Origin of the sequence: Streptomyces sp. NPDC058685, from assembly GCF_042714725.1 — a bacterium.
In the GTDB taxonomy this organism is placed as follows: domain Bacteria; phylum Actinomycetota; class Actinomycetes; order Streptomycetales; family Streptomycetaceae; genus Streptomyces.
In genome coordinates this window covers 279629-297395 of record NZ_JBHXSL010000001.1, presented here as the reverse complement: position 1 = coordinate 297395, position 17767 = coordinate 279629, and the positions used below count along the sequence as shown (strand labels likewise).

Below are 17767 nucleotides of genomic sequence, written 5' to 3'. Positions count from 1 at the left end.
AAGTTCCGGCGCCTACGTTCGAAGCATGTCTCCCGCCAGTACCAAGGCGTCCACTCCCGTGGGCGCCGGCCCGTCGTCCCCCGAACGCCTCTCCCCCGGGCAGCCCGGCTATCGCCGCATGAGCTTCGCGCTCTTCGCCGCCGGTATGGCCACCTTCGCCCTCCTCTACTCCACGCAGGCGCTGCTGCCCGCCGTCTCCGCCGACTTCGGCGTGAGCGCGTCCGCCGCCAGCTGGACCGTCTCCGCGGCGACCGCCGCGCTGGCCGTGTGCGTCCTGCCGATGAGCTCGCTCTCCGAGCGCTTCGGTCGGCGCACCGTGATGACGGCGTCGCTGGCCGTCGCCGTGGCGGTGGGACTGCTGGTGCCGTTCGCGCCGAGCCTGGAGTGGCTGGTGGCGCTGCGCGCCGTGCAGGGCGCGGCGCTGGCCGGACTACCGGCCTCGGCGATGGCGTATCTCGCGGAGGAGGTGCGGCCGAAGGCGCTGGTGGCAGCGATCGGCCTGTTCGTGGCGGGCAACAGCATCGGCGGGATGAGCGGGCGGATCGTCACCGGATGGGTGGCGCAGCTCTGGGGCTGGCGCGCGGCGCTCGCCGCAGTCGGCCTGATGGCCCTCGTGTGCGCGCTGGTGTTCCGCGCGATGCTCCCCAGGGCCCGTCATTTCACGCCCGGTTCGGTGAACCCGCGCGCCCTCGTCGCGACCGTCCGCGGTCATCTCGCCGACCCGCTGCTGCTGCGGCTGTACGCCATCGGCGCGCTGTTCATGACGGTGTTCGGCGCGGTCTACACGGTGATCGGCTACCGGCTGGTCGAGGCCCCCTTCAGCCTGCCGCAGGGCATCGTCGGTTCGATCTTCCTGGTGTATCTCGTCGGTACGGTCTCCTCCGCCGCCGCCGGGAAGCTCGTCGGCCGCCTCGGCCGCCGCGGAGCCCTCTACCTCGCGGTCACCACGACCGCCGCGGGTCTGCTGCTCTCGCTGGCGGACACGCTGCCGGCGGTGCTGCTCGGCCTGGTGCTGATCACCGCGGGGTTCTTCGCGGGGCACGCGGTCGCCTCGTCCTCGGTGAGCCGCACGGCGAAGACGGGCCGGGCCCAGGCGTCCGCGCTGTACCAGTCCGCGTACTACCTCGGCAGCAGCGCGGGCGGTGCGCTCGGCGCCCTCGCCTACCACTCCGGCGGCTGGGCGGGCACGGTCCTGCTGGGCCTGCTGGCCGTGCTCGGCGTCGTGTCGATCACGCTCTACGGGACCCGGGTGGCCCGCGCCGAGCACCGGATGCTGCTCGCCGGCGCACAGCGCTGACGAACCCGCGCGAAATTGGTCCCTCTCCCGTACAACCGCGGCTCCTCCGTGAGCGTCAAAGCTGGCAGACCCGCGCGTCGGCGCGGTCCACGGAGGGGAGTTGGTGGCGATGGGTCGCACCGGGGGGACGCAGGGCATACGGAGACGGGCGGGAGTGGTGCTCGGCCTGACCGGTCTGGTGGTCCCGCTCACGATGGCGATAGGCAGCGCGCCGGCCGCCGCGGCCTCGTGCACGACGGCGACGGGGCCGTACCAGAAGCAGGTCGAGAAGTTCATGGGGCGTCCGGTGGACGGCAAGCAGTCGGCGGCCGACTGCAAGGCGATCCGGACCTTCCAGGGATGGCACGGGATCACCCCGACCATCGGCTACGCCGGCCCGCTGACCTGGCAGACGATGAACACGATCCTGGCGCAGCGCGCGGCGGGGAAGAACCCGAACGCGGCGGGCAAGTGTCCGACCAACAAGGGCCGCATCGCCTGTGTCGACCTGACCCGTCAGCTGACCTGGATCCAGGACGGCAAGAAGCTGGTCTACGGACCGGTCGCGGTGCGTACGGGCAAGAACGGCACCGAGACCCGTACCGGCGCCAGGAAGATCTACTGGCGGAGCATCAATCACTTCTCGACCCTCTACAAGGTCCGGATGCCGTATTCGCAGTTCTTCGACGGCGGCCAGGCCTTCCACTCGGTCACGAAGTCGATGTACAACCCGCCGGGCTCTGGGGGCTGCGTCAATATGCGGCCCGCGGAGGCGAAGGCATACTGGAATTTGCTGAAGAACGGCGACGACGTGCACGTGTACGGGCGCAAGCCGGGAACCTGACCCCCGCTGTCAGTCCCCTCCTGTAGGTTCCGAAGGGCTGGTGCCGAATGGGCGACAGGGGTGGACCCGATGAGTGATCTGGCAACGACGCAGGACCTGGATTCGAGACTGGAGCAGTACCGGCGAGAGCTGACCGGTTACTGCTACCGCATGCTCGGCTCCGCTTTCGAGGCGGAGGACGCGGTGCAGGACACCATGGTCCGGGCCTGGCGGAATTTCGAGAAGTTCGAAGGGCGTTCGTCGCTGCGGTCGTGGCTGTACCGCATCGCGACGAACGTCTGTCTCGACATGCTGAACGCAGGCAACCGCCGCGCCCGCCCCATGGACCTCACGGCCGCGACCCCCGTCGCCCAGGCCCAGCTCACCAGCCGCCCGGAGGTCACCTGGCTCGAGCCGGTGCCCGACGGGCGGGTGCTGCCCTCGGTGGCCGACCCCGCGGAGACCGCGGTGGAGCGCGAGACGATCAGGCTGGCCTTCGTCGCCGCGCTCCAGCATCTGCCGCCCAAGCAGCGCGCCGTCCTGATCCTGCGCGAGGTGCTGGCCTGGAAGGCGAGCGAGGTCGCCGAGCTGCTGGGCACCACGGTCGCCTCGGTGAACAGCGCGCTCCAGCGGGCGCGGGCGACCCTCGCCGAGTCGGAGCCGGCCTCCTCGGACGGCGCCGACCCTCTCGACGAAGAACAGCAGAAGCTCCTCGCCCGCTATGTGGCGGCCTTCGAGGGGTACGACATGCAGGCGCTGACCGCCCTCCTCCACGAGGACGCGACGATGTCCATGCCGCCCTACGACCTGTGGCTGCGCGGCCACGACAACATCGTGGGCTGGATGCTCGGCGTGGGCGACGTGTGCCGGGGATCGAAGCTGGTCCCGACCGTGGCGAACGGCTCGCCGGCGTTCGCGCACTACCACCCGAGCGCGTCCGGCGAGGGGTACGAGCCGTGGGCGCTCATCGTCCTGGAGCTCTCCGACGGCAAGGTCGGCGGGATGGACTTCTTCCTGGACACCAAGAGGTGGTTCCCGCTGTTCGATCTGCCGCCGGCCCTCGACAAGGACGGCGCCCCGGTCGCCGAGGTGGCCCCGGAGGCCGTCGCGGGCGAGGGGGCGGAAGCGGAGGCCCCGAAGGCGGCGGGCTAGGACCGGCCCTTCCGGCGGCTCGCCTTCCGGCTTCCCCGGCCGGCGATCCCCGTCAGGCGACTTCGCCCAGGCCCACCAGTTCCAGCAGTGCGCGCAGCTCCGGCCCGGCACCCCTCATCCGGACCCGGCACCCCAGCCGCCGGGCCGTGAGCTGCATCCGCGCAAGGGCGTTCACAGCGGTCAGGGTGGCGTGTGTCAGCCCTCCGACGTCACAGATCGCCTCGGTGGCGCCGGTGCCGGAGAGCCGTGCGTGCAACTCCTCGCACAGGCGCGGCACATCGTCCGGGGTCAGCCTCCCGGAAAGGCGCATGACGACGGGCTGTGTGGCGTCCACACGTATCAGACTGCCCCTGCGGCCGTAACTCATCGCTGTCAGAAGACTTCGGCGCATGGCTCACGATCCCGTCCCGTCGTCGTACGGATACGTCCTGTTCTGGGGACCGGCGCGGGCGCCCGTTCTCATCGGTGCCACGACGAACGGCGGGACCCGTGGATCTCCACGGGTCCCGCCGTTCGTCACAGCTGCGCCGGTCAGGCGATGCGGTCCAGCACGATCGGGTTCGGGGTGAACTCCGTGCCCGCCGGGGCGATGTCGTACGCCGAGCCCAGGGACTGGAGCGCGTAGTCGAACTTCTCCGGGGTGTCCGTGTGCAGGGTCATCAGCGGCTGTCCCGCCGTCACCGTCTCGCCCGGCTTGGCGTGCAGTTCGACGCCCGCACCCGCCTGCACCGGGTCCTCCTTGCGGGCCCGGCCCGCTCCGAGGCGCCAGGCGGCGATGCCGACGTCGTACGCGTCGAGGCGGGTCAGGACGCCGGAGGCGGAAGCGGTGACGACGTGCTGCTCGCGGGCCACCGGGAGCGTCGCGTCCGGGTCGCCGCCCTGGGCCGCGATCATGCGCTTCCAGACGTCCATCGCCGAGCCGTCGGCCAGCGCCTTCGCCGGGTCGGCGTCCTTGATGCCGGCCGCGTCCAGCATTTCGCGGGCCAGCGCCAGGGTCAGCTCGACGACGTCGGAGGGACCGCCGCCGGCGAGGACCTCGACGGACTCGCGGACCTCGAGCGCGTTGCCCGCGGTGAGGCCGAGCGGGGTGGACATGTCGGTGAGCAGCGCGACGGTCCGCACTCCGCTGTCCGTGCCCAACGCGACCATGGTGGAGGCCAGTTCGCGAGCGTCCTCGATGGTCTTCATGAAGGCGCCGGTGCCGACCTTGACGTCCAGGACCAGCGAGCCGGTGCCCTCGGCGATCTTCTTGGACATGATCGAGGAGGCGATCAGCGGGATGGCCTCGACGGTGCCGGTGACATCGCGGAGCGCGTAGAGCTTCTTGTCGGCGGGGGCGAGCCCGTCACCGGCCGCGCAGATCACGGCGCCGGTGGTGTCGAGGACGTTCAGCATCTCCTCGTTGGACAGCAGCGCGCGCCAGCCGGGGATGGACTCCAGCTTGTCGAGCGTGCCGCCGGTGTGGCCGAGACCGCGGCCGGAGAGCTGCGGGACGGCCGCACCGCACGCGGCGACCAGCGGGGCGAGCGGCAGCGTGATCTTGTCGCCGACCCCACCGGTGGAGTGCTTGTCGGCGGTGGGGCGGGAAAGGGCGTCGAAGTTCATGCGCTCGCCGGAGGCGATCATCGCCGCCGTCCACCGGGCGATCTCGGTGCGGTTCATGCCGTTCAGCAGGATCGCCATCGCCAGCGCCGACATCTGCTCGTCGGCGACCTCACCCCGGGTGTAGGTGTCGATGACCCAGTCGATCTGCTCGGGGCTCAGCTCACCCCGGTCCCGCTTGGTGCGGATGACGGAGATGACGTCCATGGGATTCCTCCAGAGTTGCTCTACGCGCATAGAAAGAGGGTATGACCGCGGCCCCTCCGCCGGAGCGGAAGGGCCGCGGCCGTGCTCCTACGAGAGATGCTGCGGCCCGAACGCCTGCGGGAGCATCTCGTCCAGGGTCAGGATCCCTTCCGGGGTGTCCAACAGCAGCTCGGGGCCGCCGAATTCGTACAGCAGCTGCCGGCACCGCCCGCACGGCACCAGCACCTCGCCCCGGCCGTCCACACACGCGAAGTGGGTGAGCCGGCCACCGCCGGTGGCATGGAGCTGCGAGACCAGGCCGCACTCCGCGCACAGCGACAGACCGTACGAGGCGTTCTCGACGTTGCAGCCGACGATGATGCGGCCGTCGTCGACGAGCGCCGCCACGCCGACCGGGTAGCCCGAGTAGGGGGCGTACGCGCGCGCCATCGCTTCGCGTGCCCGCTCCCGCAGGAGCTCCCAGTCGACGTCCGTCACGGACGGGGTCGTCACTTGCCCTCGCCCTTGCGGTACGGCAGGCCGTCGGCCTTGGGCGGCCGCAGGCGCTGTGCGGACAGGGCGAGGACCAGCAGCGTGGTGACGTACGGCGCCGCGTCCACGAACTGGCTCGGCAGCGCGTCCGTCATCGCGTACCAGAGGAACAGCAGCGCCGAGACGAACGCGGCGATCGCGGCCTGCACATGCTTGCGCTTGTAGAGCTGCCAGCCCACGACGAGCACCAGCAGGATCGCCAGCAGGAGCAGCATCGCGTGGACGTTCTCCGCGCCACCGCGCAGCTTCAGACCGTCGGTGAAGCCGAAGAGTCCGGCGCCCAGCGCCATGCCGCCCGGCATCCAGTTGCCGAAGATCATGGCCGCGAGACCGATGTAGCCGCGCCCGCCGGTCTGGCCCTCCTGGTAGATACCGGTCGCGACGATCGCGAGGAACGCACCGCCGAGACCGGCCAGACCGCCGGAGACGGTGACCGCGATGTACTTGTACTTGTAGACGTTGACGCCCAGGGACTCGGCGGCGACGGGGTTCTCACCGCAGGAACGCAGCCGCAGACCGAACGCGGTGCGCCACAGAATCCACCAGGTGCCGGGGATCAGCAGGATGGCGACGACGGTCAGCAGCGACAGGTTGGTCACCAGACCGCCGACCACACCGGCCAGGTCGGACACGAAGAACCAGTGTTTGGCCTGGAGATCGATCATCCAGTCCGAGAGTCCCGGAATGGTGATGTCGGTGATCTGGTCGATGCGCGGGGACTGCTTGGAGGAACCGCCGTCCGCCTCGGCGAACGTGAAGTTCGACAGGTAGCGGGTGACACCGACGGCCAGGATGTTGATGGCCACACCGGAGACGATGTGGTTGACGTTGAAGGTCACGGTGATCACGGCGTGCAGCAGACCGCCGAGCGCGCCGCCGACGATGCCCAGCAGGACACCGGTCCACGGACCCCACTGGTAGCCGGCCCAGGCACCGAACCAGGTGCCGAGGATCATCATGCCCTCGAGGCCGATGTTGACCACGCCGGCCCGCTCGGCCCACAGGCCGCCGAGTCCCGCGAGGCCGATCGGCACCGCCAGCTGGAGTGCGCCGGCGACCTGGCCCACCGAGGTGAGGTCATTGGCGCCGCTGATCACCCGGACCAGGGAGAACAGCAGCAGGCCCGCAGCGATGATCAGCATGATCACCGGCAGGGACAGCTTGCGGCGGCCGCCGCCCTTCTTGGGTGCGGTCGACGTCATCGAGACGGTGCTGGTGCTCACGCTGTCCTGCCTTCACTCGCTTCTCCGCCCACTCGGCGCAGGGGCGCGGCCATCCTCGTCGTCCGAAGCCCGACGGCCTCGTGTGCGTCGCTCACAGGACAGCCTCCTCACGGGACTTACGGGCCTGGGCGGCGAGTTCCTCGCCGACCTTCTGCTGCTGGCGGCGCAGCCCGTACTGACGAACGAGTTCGTAGGACACGACGACCGAGATCACGATCAGGCCCTGCATGATCGTGGCGATCTCCTTCTCGTAGCCGTGCTGGTCCAGCGAGGCCGAGGTCTTCTCCAGGAAGGCGATCAGCAGTGCGGCGAAGAAGATGCCGACCGGGTTGTTGCGGCCGAGCAGCGCGATCGTGATGCCGGTGAAGCCGACGCCGACCGGGAAGCTCAGGCTGTACGTGTGCGTCTGGCCCAGCAGCAGCGGCAGACCGGACAGGCCCGCCACCGCGCCGGAGATCAGCATGGCGGTGAGGACCATCTTCTTGGCGTCCACGCCGCTCGCCTGGGCCGCGGACTGGCTGGCGCCGGTGGCGCGCAGGTCGAAGCCGAAGCGGGTGCGGTTGAGGATGAACCAGTAGACGATGCCCAGGCCGAACGCGATGAAGGTGAAGCCGTAGACGACGCCGCCCTCGCCGGTGTCGAGGCCCGGGAACCAGCCGGACTCGGCGATCTCACCGGTCGTCAGGTCGTTGGAACCCTTCGGCTGCACACCGAGGTTCGCGGGCAGGATCATCCAGGCGATCAGGCTGGTCGCGATCGCGTTCAGCATGATCGTCGAGACGACCTCGCTGACACCGCGGGTGGTCTTCAGGATGCCCGCGATACCGGCCCAGAAGGCGCCGACGAACATGGCGACAAGCACGATCAGCAGGATGTGGAGCGGGCCGGGCAGTTCCACGGAGGCGCCGACGACCGCCGCCAGCATCGCCGCGAGGCGGTACTGGCCGTCCACACCGATGTTGAACAGGTTCATCCGGAAGCCGATGGCGACGGCCAGGGCGGCGAGGTAGTACGTACCGGCCTGGTTGACGATCAGCACCTGGACGTCGGTGTACTCGGCGTTCTGGATCATCAGGGTGTACGGCTCGATCGGATCACGGTCCGAGACGAGCAGCACCACCGAGGTGAGCAGGAAGGCCACGACCAGGGCGAGCGCCGGGCCGGCGAGGCCCAGGATCAGCCGGTCCTTGTCGAACTTCTTCATCGGGCCTCACCGTTCTCGGGCTGCTCGGGTGCTTCCAGGTGGCCGGTGGCGGCGCCGGTCATGGCCGAGCCCAGCTCCTCCGGGGTGATGGTGGCGGGGTCGGCGTCCGCGACCAGCCGGCCCCGGTACATCACCCGCAGGGTGTCGGAGAGCCCGATGAGCTCGTCCAGGTCGGCGGAGATCAGCAGCACCGCGAGACCCTCGTGGCGCGCCTCCCGGATCTGGTCCCAGATCGCCGCCTGGGCGCCGACGTCCACACCACGGGTGGGGTGGGCGGCGATGAGCAGCTTCGGCGCGTGGCTCATCTCGCGGCCGACGATCAGCTTCTGCTGGTTGCCGCCGGAGAGGGAGGCCGCGGTGACCTCGATGCCGGGGGTGCGCACGTCGTACTCGCGCACGATCCGCTCGGTGTCCTTGCGGGCCGCCTTGAGGTCGAGCAGGCCGTGCTTGCTGTTGGGGCGCTCGGTGACATGGCCGAGGATGCGGTTCTCCCACAGCGGGGACTCCAGCAGCAGCCCGTGCCGGTGGCGGTCCTCGGGGATGTAACCGATGCCGTCCTCGCGGCGCTTGCGGGTGGGCGCGTGCGAGATGTCGTTCTCGCCGAGCGTGATCACACCGCCGTCGGGGTCGCGCATGCCCATCAGGGCTTCGATGAGCTCGGTCTGACCGTTGCCCTCGACGCCGGCGATGCCCATCACCTCGCCCTGGTGGATGGTGAAGTTGATGCCGTCGAGGACCTCGCGCACGACGCCGTCGGGGTCGGTCGCGGTCAGCCGCAGGCTGTCCACGGTCAGCATCGGGACATCGGTCACCGTCGACTCACGGGTCTCGGGCGACGGCAGTTCGCTGCCGACCATCAGCTCGGCGAGCTGCTTGGTCGTGGTGGTCCTCGGGTCGGCGGTGCCGACCGTGGTGCCGCGGCGGATGACCGTGATCTCGTCGGCGACGGAGAGGACTTCGCCGAGCTTGTGCGAGATGAAGATGACGGTCAGGCCCTCGGCCTTGAGCTCGCGCAGGTTCGCGAAGAGCGCGTCGACCTCCTGCGGCACGAGCACCGCGGTCGGCTCGTCGAGGATGAGGGTGTGCGCCCCGCGGTAGAGGACCTTGAGGATCTCCACGCGCTGCCGGTCGGCGACACCGAGCTGTTCGACCAGGACGTCGGGGCGGACGTTCAGCCCGTACGCCTCCGACAGCTCCTTGATCTTCTTGCGCGCCTTGGCGCCGATGCCGTAGAGCTTCTCGCCCCCGAGAACGACGTTCTCCAGCACGGTGAGGTTGTCGGCCAGCATGAAGTGCTGGTGCACCATGCCGATTCCGCGCGCGATGGCGTCGGCGGGGCTGGAGAAGGAGACCTGGGAGCCGTCGACGGTGATGGTGCCCTCGTCCGGCTTCTGCATGCCGTAAAGGATCTTCATCAGGGTCGACTTACCGGCGCCGTTCTCACCGACGAGGGCGTGCACGGTGCCCTTGTGGACGGTGATGTCGATGTCGTGGTTGGCGACGACACCCGGGAAGCGCTTGGTGATGCCGCGCAGTTCTACGGCGGCAGGAGGGCTGGACGCGTTGATGACGCACTCTCCTTGGCGGGAAAGGAGCAGGGAGGCAGGGCGGAGGGGGGTTCGGGGGCAGGGGCGAAGTTATCGCGCCGGAGAGGGCTCTACGCGCGTAGCGCTGCCGAATGATAAAAACCCGTGGCCGGAACCCGGCCCGGGGCCCGGGGGGCGGTGTGCACCGCCCCTCCGGGCCCGCGGAACGAAGGGTTTCCGACCGGCGACTACGGAGCGGTCTTGACCTTGACCGTGCCGGCGATGATGGCGGCGCGGGCCTTGTCGACCGCGGCGGTCACATCGGTCAGCTTGGTGTAGGCCGGGTTGGACGTCGCCAGGCCGACGCCGTCCTTGTCCAGGCCGTAGCGGATCTCACCGGACTGCGGCTTGCCGTCCTTGACCGACTTGATCAGGTTGTAGACGGAGCCCGCGACATCCTTGGTCACCGAGGTGAGGATGTACTCCTTGTAGGGCGCGAGACCCTTCTGGTTGTACTGGTCCGAGTCGACGCCGATGGACCACTTCTTCGCCTTGGCGGTGGCCTCGATCGAGCCCGAGCCGGCGAGACCGGCGGCGGCGTAGATCACGTCGGCGCCCGCGTCGAGCTGGCCCTGCGCGGCCGCCTTGCCGAGGTCGGGCTTGGAGAAGCCACCGAAGTCCGGCGGCTGCGTCAGGTACTGGACCTTGACGTTGACGCTCTTGTTGGTGTCCTTGACGCCCTGGACGAAGCCCGCCTCGAACTTCTTGATCAGCGGGGTCTCGACACCACCGATGAAGCCGACGGTCTTGGACTTCGTCACCTTGGCGGCGGCGACGCCGGCCAGGTAGGAGCCCTGCTCCTCGTTGAAGACCAGGTTGGCGATGTTCTTGCCGGTCTTCGAGGTGTCGTCGATGAGGCCGAAGGTGGTCTTCGGGAACTTCGGCGCGACCTCGGCGATGGCCGGGGCGTACGCGAAGCCGACACCGATCACGGGGTTGTTGCCGGCGCGGGCCAGCTCGGTGAGGCGCTGGACCTTGTCCGGGTCGCCCTCTCCCTCGCTCGGCTCGGCCTCGGTCCCCTTGATGTCGAGGTCCTTCTCGGCCTTCTCGAGGCCGGCGAACGCGGCGTCGTTGAACGACTGGTCGCCGCGGCCACCGATGTCGTACGCGATGGCGGCGCTGCTGCTGTCCTCGGCAGCGTCCGAGGACGATTTGCCGCCACATGCGGTGACGGACAGTGCGAGAGCCGTGGACGCAAGGCCCACGGTGGCGATCCTGGTGATCCGGCGCACTGGGGGGCTCCTTAAAACCTGACCGAAAGCGCCACTTCCGGCGCTGGTTTCGCGGCGATCGTAACGCGCGTAGATGTCAGTTAAAGACCTGTTCATCAGTCGTTATCGGATCGTCGCGAACCGGCCATGGGCTTGGTGCGCGCCGCATTGATCGACACGCGACGTACTCCAGTGCAGCGTACGCCCGGCCGTCGAGCGCGGCCGGGGCGAGAACGTGACGCCGGTGCTAGGTCCTGTCCGCCCGGCCGTCGAGCAGGGCCGCCGCCGTGAACAGCTCGACGCCGACGTCGATCGCCAGCTCGTCGGCGTCGAAGTCGCCGCGGTGCAGGTCCCGCCGGGTGGTGTCACCGGGCGTCCGCACGCCGAGCCGGGCCATCGCGCCGGGGACGTGCTCCAGGTACCAGGAGAAGTCCTCGCCGCCCAGGCTCTGTTCGGTGTCCTCGATCGCATACGATCCGCGGCGCGCGGTCTGCGCGTCCCGCAGCAGTTCGGTCACCGCCGGGTCGTTGACCACCGGCGGCACACCGCGGATGTAGTTGATCTCGGACTTGGCCCGGTGGAGCGTGGCGATCTCGTCGATGGCCGCGTGCACCAGGTCGGGGGCCGCGCGCCAGCCCGGCAGGTCCAGGCAGCGGACGGTGCCGGACAGTTCGGCGTGCTGCGGGATGACGTTGCAGGCGTGGCCCGCCTCGATACGGCCCCAGGTGACCGCGAGCCCGGAGCGTGCGTCGACCCTGCGGGCGAGCAGGGCCGGGACCTCGGTGACGACCTTCGCGGCCGCCGTGACGAGATCGGTGGTCAGATGCGGACGGGCGGTGTGGCCGCCGGGGCCGTCGAGCGTCACCTCCAGCCGGTCGCAGGCGGAGGTGATGGGGCCGGGCCGCAGTCCGATGACTCCCGCGTCGACCTTGGGGTCGCAGTGCACGCCGATGATCTTCCCGACACCGTCCAGGACACCCGACTCGATGGCGTCCGGCGCACCACCCGGCAGCACTTCCTCGGCGGGCTGGAAGATCAGCCGCACCGGCTGCGGCAGCAGCCCCTGCCGGTCCAGATCGGCCAGGACCAGACCGGCGCCGAGAACGGCGGTGGTGTGGACGTCGTGACCGCAGGCGTGCGCGCGGTCGGGGACGGTGGAGCGGTAGGGAACCCCGATCTTGGTGTCGGGGATGGGCAGAGCGTCGATGTCCGCGCGGATACCCAGCAGCGGCCGCGTCTCGTCCCAGGCGCCGATGTCACAGATGAGTCCGGTGCCCACGGCCAGTACGCGCGGCTTCAGGCCCGCCTTCTCCAGGCGTGCCTTGATCGCGGCGGTCGTACGGAACTCCTGGTTGCCGAGCTCCGGGTGCATGTGCATGTCCCGGCGGAAGGCGATCAGCTCGGCACGCAGCGCTTCGGACAGCGTGCCGGGCAGTGCGTCTCCCCCGGGCAGGTCTGCTTCGGACTCACGGGACATCAGTTGGTTCACCTGTTGAAGGGTATGCCCAGGCGGGGGCCAACTGACCACTGATCAACAAAAGTTCAACCCGATAGGGGAAGGAAAGGTGGCCCCGAGGTGCATGGTTGCCCACCCGTGTGGGTAAGCTCACGCACCCTTTTCGACCGTACCTCAAGCCGCTCCGAAGCGATCCTCCGGCGGAGGATCATGGTCTCAGGCCGGTGCGGGCAACCGCTGCACATCCCGTGCGGTGCCGGTGACCCCGGCGAGGAAGCCCTGTGCGCGGGGCGAGGCGCTGTCCCTGAGCCATTCCGGGGAGATGTCGCAGACCGCCACCCGGATGCCGGTGCCCGCGAGCGCCAGCGGAAGCGTGTGCACCACGGTCGACGGAAAACTGAGCACCGTGGCGCCGATCGGGCCCCGGCGGGCGATCAGCTCCAGCGGCAGATCCGGCCGGACGATCTCCAGGCCGGTCTCCACCGCGAGCCGGTGCAGCTTGTCGGAGCTCTCCCGCCGGTGCGCGAAGTAGCGGGTGGCGCCGTGGGTGCGGGCCAGCGCGGTGACCGCCTCCACGTACTGGTCGGGGTCGACCACTCCCGTCTCCACCAGAGACGTCCCGACCAGGTCGGCGCCGCGAGTGATCTTCGGCGGGCCGAAGCGGGCGCGGGTCCAGCCGAAGACGTTGGGGGTGACGGTGATCCCCGGCGGCGGCTCGACCGGCATCGAGGTGAACACCTCGACCCGGCGGGACCGGGACGGGGTGAGCCGGCGGCGGGCCAGGAACGTCACGGGCGCGAGGACCATCTCGCGCGGACCGCGCCTGCCGCGCCGGTGCCAGCGCACGAGCTTCTCGCCGCGGGCCAGCTGGGCCACGAACTCCATCGTGGCGGTGCCGTCGTCGACGACGGTCAGGTCCTTGCCGCCGACCAGGGTGAGGAGCAGCTGCACGTAGCGGGAGAAGGGGTCGCCTATGACGATGCGTTCCGCGCGGTGCAGCATCGGGGCGAGCCGGCGCACGGTCTTCAGCGGCGCTCCGGTCCCGCCGCGGGCCTCCTGCCAGCGGACCGTGAACCCCTCGTCGCGGGCCAGCTCCGCCATCCGGCGCAGCTGGCCGCGCGACATGGGATCGGTGGGCGAGAGCACGACCACGATCAGCTCGGCCGCGCGGTCACCCCGCCGCCCGAGGCCGTCCGGCAGCACGTCCGGCGGCGCACCGGGCCGGGCGTGGGCCCACTCCAGGACGTTCAGGAGCTGGACCGGACTCTCGACGAAGGCGAGATTCACTGTGGGTCACCTCGTGATCGGGGTGGTCGGGAGTTCCGGGTGGACGGCGATTCACGGCGTACGGGGTTCCGGGTGGACGCGGTTCCGGGCGGACGGCGTCCGGGGTGGGATCAGGTGCGGCGCTCAGGGGCGTGCGGGCCGGTGTCCACCGCCCGGCACCGGAGGCCGGGAAAGGCCGTCCAACCGTCACGACCGCGGCCCGGCAGGCTGTGCACCGGCCACGACCGGAGCCCCGGCCCCGTGGGCCACGAGCCGCGGCCCACGACCGAAGGGCCGCCGCCCCCGGGGTTGGCAGCACCTCGGGGTCACCCGTCGTGCGGGGTGACGGGAGCGGTGCGTGCGGCCCCCGGGGTGACGGCGGTCGGGCCGTCAGACCGGCGTGCGGCCCCCGGGGTGACGGCGGTCGGGCCGTCAGACCGCCGCGGGCTCGCGGTCGCCCCCCTCGGCGACGACGCCCGCGACCCGGCGCAGCTTCTTCATCGGGGCGAGCTCGGAGTCGTAGACCTTCTTGACGCCGTCGCCCAGCGCGGTCTCGATCGTGCGGATGTCGCGGACCAGACGCTGGAGGCCGCCCGGCTCGACGGAGGCCGCCTGGTCGGAGCCCCACATGGCGCGGTCGAGCGTGATGTGGCGCTCGACGAACGCGGCGCCGAGCGCGACCGCGGCGAGCGTGGTCTGGAGACCCGTCTCGTGGCCGGAGTAGCCGATCGGGACGTTCGGGTACTCCGCCTGGAGCGTGTTGATGACGCGCAGGTTGAGCTCCTCGGCCTTCGCCGGGTACGTCGACGTGGCGTGGCAGAGCAGGATGTTGTCGCTCCCGAGCACCTCCACCGCGTGGCGGATCTGCCGCGGCGTCGACATGCCGGTGGAGAGGATGACCGTCTTGCCGGTGCCGCGCAGCGCACGCAGCAGTTCGTCGTCGGTGAGGGAGGCGGAGGCCACCTTGTGCGCCGGGACGTCGAACTTCTCCAGGAAGGCCACGGCCTCGGTGTCCCACGGGGAGGCGAACCAGTCGATGCCGCGCTTCCTGCAGTGCTCGTCGATCCGGCGGTACTCGTCCTCGCCGAACTCCACGCGGTGGCGGTAGTCGATGTACGTCATCCGGCCCCAGGGGGTGTCGCGCTCGATGTCCCACTGGTCTCGCGGTGTGCAGATCTCCGGCGTGCGCTTCTGGAACTTGACCGCGTCGCAGCCGGCGTCGGCCGCGGCGTCGATGAGCGCGAAGGCGTTGTCGAGGTCGCCGTTGTGGTTGATGCCGATCTCACCCGTGACGTAGACGGGGTGGCCCGGCCCGGCGGTCCTGGTGCCGAGGGTACGCAGACGGGACGTGCTCATGGGGGGTAGATCCTTAACTCTCGGGGGTGTTGTGGGACACGGCAGGGGCTGGGGGACCGCCTGCTGGGGTGTGGAGAAGGGTCGGGCCGAGAAGCCAGGCGGCGATCTCGCGGATCGCCCCCTCACCGCCGCGGGTGGTAGTGACGGCACGCGCGGCGGCGCGTACGGATCCGTGAGCGCTCGCGACGGCCACGGGCCAGCCGGCGAGGTCGAAGCACGGAAGATCGTTGACGTCGTTGCCGACGTAGAGCACGCGCTCGGGCGCGATCCCCTGGTCCTCGCACCACTGCTTGAGGGCGAGGTCCTTGCGGTCGACGCCGTGCAGGACGGGGATCCTGAGCTTGCGGGCGCGCGCCGCGACCACCGGGTTCTGCTCGGTGGACAGGATGAGCAGGGGCAGACCGGCGTTGCGCAGATGCGCGATGCCGAGGCCGTCGCCGCGGTGCACCGAGACGATTTCCCGGCCCTCCGCGTCGATGTGGACCCGGTCGTCGGTCTGGGTGCCGTCGAAGTCGAGGACGACGGCGTCGACGTCCTCGCGCGTGGGCAGCGCGGGGGTGTCGAGGAGCGGGGCGAGCGCACGGGCGCGCGCGAGATCGTGGGGGTCGTCCACTTCGAGGACCCGGGCGGGGTCGGTACGGACCAGGGCGGTGCGGCCGAAGAAGCGGTGGCCGGCCTCGCGGAAGGCGGGGGCGGCCATGGCGTACGCGGCGCCCGTCTCCAGGAAGTCCTGCGGACGGTCCTGACGGCGGGGGCGGAAGGAAGAGTCGTGGTTGACGCCGCGGCCGCCGGGGGCGGTGCCGGCCGGCAGCGCGGTGGCGGCGCCGGTGGGCTGTGCGCCGACGGCGGGGCGCACGGCCCCGTACTCGCCCGCGTTCCCGGCCTGTTCACCCGTGGCGCCGACCGGCTCCTCGGCGTCCTCACGCCAGACGAAGCCGTGGAACGGGGCCACGGTGACCGCGCTGTCCGCGCCGCGCTCGGCGACCGCGGCGGCCACGCCCTCGACGTCCTCGCGGCTCAGGAAGGGGCTGGTGCACTGGACGAGCAGGACCACGTCGACCTGGCAGCCGTTCATCGCCTCGAAGGCATCCATGGCGTGCAGGACGGCGGCCTCGCTGGTGGCGGTGTCGCCGGCGATCGCGGCCGGCCGCAGGACCACCTCGGCGCCGGCGCTCCGGGCCGCCGCCGCGATGTCCGGGTCGTCCGTGGAGACCACGACGTCGGTCACCAGCCGGGCGGCGAGGCTCTCGCGCACGGCCCGCGCCACCAGCGGCACTCCGCCCACGGGCGCCAGGTTCTTGGCCGGTACGCCCTTCGAGCCGCCTCGGGCGGGGATCACGGCGAGCACGGTCATCTGGGCTCCTGGGTACGTCGGTTGCGGGTGTGCGCCGGTGCTCTCGTGGGTCACAGCCGGCCCATCCGGCGGAGGACGGGGGCGACACGCTGCACGCCGTGGCGGTACGCGCCGCGCGCCACCTCCCGTACGGCGTCGCGCACCACGCGCCGGACGACGCTGATCTCGGTGGTCTTCGCCTCCCCCTGGAGCGGGGTGCCGTCGGCGCCGAGGTGGTGGCGGGCGAGGATGCCGGGCAGATAGCCGGGCGCCGTCGCGGGGGTGTAGTACGGCGTGATCGGCGGGAGTTCGGGCTTCTCCAGCAGCAGGGCGACGCGCTCCCGGGCCACGTCGAAGGCGCTGTCGTAGGTCCCGTCGGCGGCGACGCCCTGCCGGGACAGCCAGTCCGGATCGGGCAGGGGGCGGTGGCCGCCGTCCAGGCGGTCCCACGAGGTGAGCAGGCCGGAGCCGAGGAAGTGGTGGTTGCCGAGGGCTTCGCGCACACCGAGGTCGGTGAGGATCGCCGTCGGTATGCCGCGGTGCAGCGACTCCAGCGCGGCCGTCGACGAGACGGTCACCAGCAGGTCGGTGCGGTCGAGGACCTCGCCCATGTTCCCGTACACCAGACGGAAGTTGGGCGGCAGCCCGCCGGGGAGCTTCTCGGCGAGCTTCTGGTACGGGAGTTCTTCGAGGTGTGTCGTGTGCTCGCCCGGACGGGAGCGCAGCTTCAGCAGCACCTCACGGCCGGGGTGCAGACGGGCGTGCTCGACGAGCCGTCGCAGCAGGTGGGTGCGGTGGACGCGGGACTCCGGGACGGAGGGCTGGGCGGCGAAGACGACCGTGTCGCGGCCGGCCTCGGGCCGGTAGGGCGCCCCGCCGAGGAAGGGCAGCGCGGCCTCGGTGACGGACGAGGCATCGGCGCCCACGCCCTCGTAGACCGCGCGGAAACGGTCCACGTCGTGACGGGAGTTGGCGAGGACGACGTCGGCTCCGTGCCGCAGCAGCAGTCCGTCGGCGAGCTTCTCGTAGACGACTCCCACGTACCCGGTCACGACGACCGGGCGCAGCGGCATCTTCAGTGCGGCCAGCCCGTGCAGCAGGGCCTGGACGGCACCACCGACGAGGGCGAGCACGATCACGTCGTACGCGTCGTCCTTGACGGCGCGCAGGAACTCGTTCGCCGTGACCTCGCGCAACTCGTCCACCCGCACACCGACCTCGGCGAGCTGGCGGGCCGTGGGAGTGGCCCGGCCGCGCAGCAGAAAGCCGCTCAGCTCGACGGAGTCAGGGGTGTCGTTCGGGGTTATACGACGCGCTGTGAGCGCGCCCCATTTCCACCGGGTGTCGGAGTCGGCGAGTACGGCGACCCGTACGGCCTCGCTGGTACTTGATGGCACGCCGAGGACGTTAGAAAGGCATTCCGTTTGACGGCCCAACTCGACCACAACAGATGGTTAACAGCGCGTCTACGGTTGGCGAAAGCGCCCGGGAAACTGGTCGGTCAACCGCTCCGTCGCCTTCTGTTCACCCTTCATCTTTGC

At 70.6% G+C, this 17767-nt stretch carries 15 protein-coding genes; 3 read left to right on the top strand and 12 right to left on the bottom strand.

Annotation, left to right across the window (positions count from 1 at the left end; genetic code table 11):
• The first annotated feature begins 25 nt into the window (after nucleotides 1-25).
• The 3 genes from ACFWU3_RS01400 to ACFWU3_RS01390 all read left to right on the top strand — a co-directional run bounded on the left by ACFWU3_RS01400 (nucleotide 26) and on the right by ACFWU3_RS01390 (nucleotide 3251).
• On the top strand, nucleotides 26-1297 hold the full coding sequence (locus ACFWU3_RS01400) for an MFS transporter (protein ID WP_384429400.1): 1272 nt from the start codon (nucleotides 26-28) through the stop codon (nucleotides 1295-1297).
• 109 nt (nucleotides 1298-1406) lie between these two features.
• Nucleotides 1407-2120: a L,D-transpeptidase family protein gene (locus ACFWU3_RS01395; protein ID WP_384429397.1), complete on the top strand. Its 714-nt coding sequence runs from the start codon at nucleotides 1407-1409 to the stop codon at nucleotides 2118-2120.
• A 69-nt stretch (nucleotides 2121-2189) separates the two neighbouring features.
• A complete protein-coding gene (locus ACFWU3_RS01390; RefSeq protein ID WP_384429393.1) occupies nucleotides 2190-3251 on the top strand; it encodes a sigma-70 family RNA polymerase sigma factor in 1062 nt (353 codons plus the stop codon).
• A 52-nt stretch (nucleotides 3252-3303) separates the two neighbouring features.
• On the opposite strand, the gene ACFWU3_RS01385 is transcribed toward ACFWU3_RS01390, so the two are convergent.
• From ACFWU3_RS01385 to ACFWU3_RS01330, 12 genes are all read right to left on the bottom strand, one after another.
• Entirely contained in the window at nucleotides 3304-3585 is a 282-nt protein-coding gene (locus ACFWU3_RS01385; RefSeq protein WP_384429390.1) for an STAS domain-containing protein, read from the bottom strand.
• Between the two features lie 197 nt (nucleotides 3586-3782).
• Nucleotides 3783-5060: a thymidine phosphorylase gene (locus tag ACFWU3_RS01380; protein ID WP_384429387.1), complete on the bottom strand. Its 1278-nt coding sequence runs from the start codon at nucleotides 5058-5060 to the stop codon at nucleotides 3783-3785.
• A gap of 87 nt (nucleotides 5061-5147) precedes the next feature.
• On the bottom strand, nucleotides 5148-5537 hold the full coding sequence (locus ACFWU3_RS01375; protein ID WP_384429587.1) for a cytidine deaminase: 390 nt from the start codon (nucleotides 5535-5537) through the stop codon (nucleotides 5148-5150).
• Between the two features lie 11 nt (nucleotides 5538-5548).
• Complete coding sequence (locus tag ACFWU3_RS01370; RefSeq protein WP_384429584.1) at nucleotides 5549-6793, bottom strand: ABC transporter permease; 1245 nt, start codon at nucleotides 6791-6793, stop codon at nucleotides 5549-5551.
• A 112-nt stretch (nucleotides 6794-6905) separates the two neighbouring features.
• Nucleotides 6906-8018 carry an ABC transporter permease gene (locus ACFWU3_RS01365; protein WP_384429384.1) on the bottom strand — a complete coding sequence of 371 codons (1113 nt, stop codon included), beginning with the start codon at nucleotides 8016-8018 and terminating at the stop codon, nucleotides 6906-6908.
• Nucleotides 8015-9553 carry an ABC transporter ATP-binding protein gene (locus ACFWU3_RS01360; protein WP_384429581.1) on the bottom strand — a complete coding sequence of 513 codons (1539 nt, stop codon included), beginning with the start codon at nucleotides 9551-9553 and terminating at the stop codon, nucleotides 8015-8017. Before ACFWU3_RS01360 ends, ACFWU3_RS01365 begins: the two co-directional genes overlap by 4 nt.
• 239 nt (nucleotides 9554-9792) lie before the next feature.
• Entirely contained in the window at nucleotides 9793-10836 is a 1044-nt protein-coding gene (locus ACFWU3_RS01355) for a BMP family protein (protein ID WP_384429381.1), read from the bottom strand.
• Nucleotides 10837-11062: 226 nt separating this feature from the next.
• Nucleotides 11063-12292 carry an amidohydrolase gene (locus tag ACFWU3_RS01350; protein ID WP_384429578.1) on the bottom strand — a complete coding sequence of 410 codons (1230 nt, stop codon included), beginning with the start codon at nucleotides 12290-12292 and terminating at the stop codon, nucleotides 11063-11065.
• A 195-nt stretch (nucleotides 12293-12487) separates the two neighbouring features.
• A complete protein-coding gene (locus ACFWU3_RS01345; protein WP_384429378.1) occupies nucleotides 12488-13558 on the bottom strand; it encodes a hypothetical protein in 1071 nt (356 codons plus the stop codon).
• Nucleotides 13559-13969: 411 nt separating this feature from the next.
• Complete coding sequence (locus ACFWU3_RS01340) at nucleotides 13970-14893, bottom strand: N-acetylneuraminate synthase family protein (RefSeq protein ID WP_383234792.1); 924 nt, start codon at nucleotides 14891-14893, stop codon at nucleotides 13970-13972.
• A gap of 13 nt (nucleotides 14894-14906) precedes the next feature.
• Entirely contained in the window at nucleotides 14907-16247 is a 1341-nt protein-coding gene (locus ACFWU3_RS01335) for a cytidylyltransferase domain-containing protein (RefSeq protein WP_384429375.1), read from the bottom strand.
• Nucleotides 16248-16297: 50 nt separating this feature from the next.
• Nucleotides 16298-17623: a DUF6716 putative glycosyltransferase gene (locus ACFWU3_RS01330; RefSeq protein ID WP_384429372.1), complete on the bottom strand. Its 1326-nt coding sequence runs from the start codon at nucleotides 17621-17623 to the stop codon at nucleotides 16298-16300.
• Nucleotides 17624-17767 lie beyond the last annotated feature (144 nt).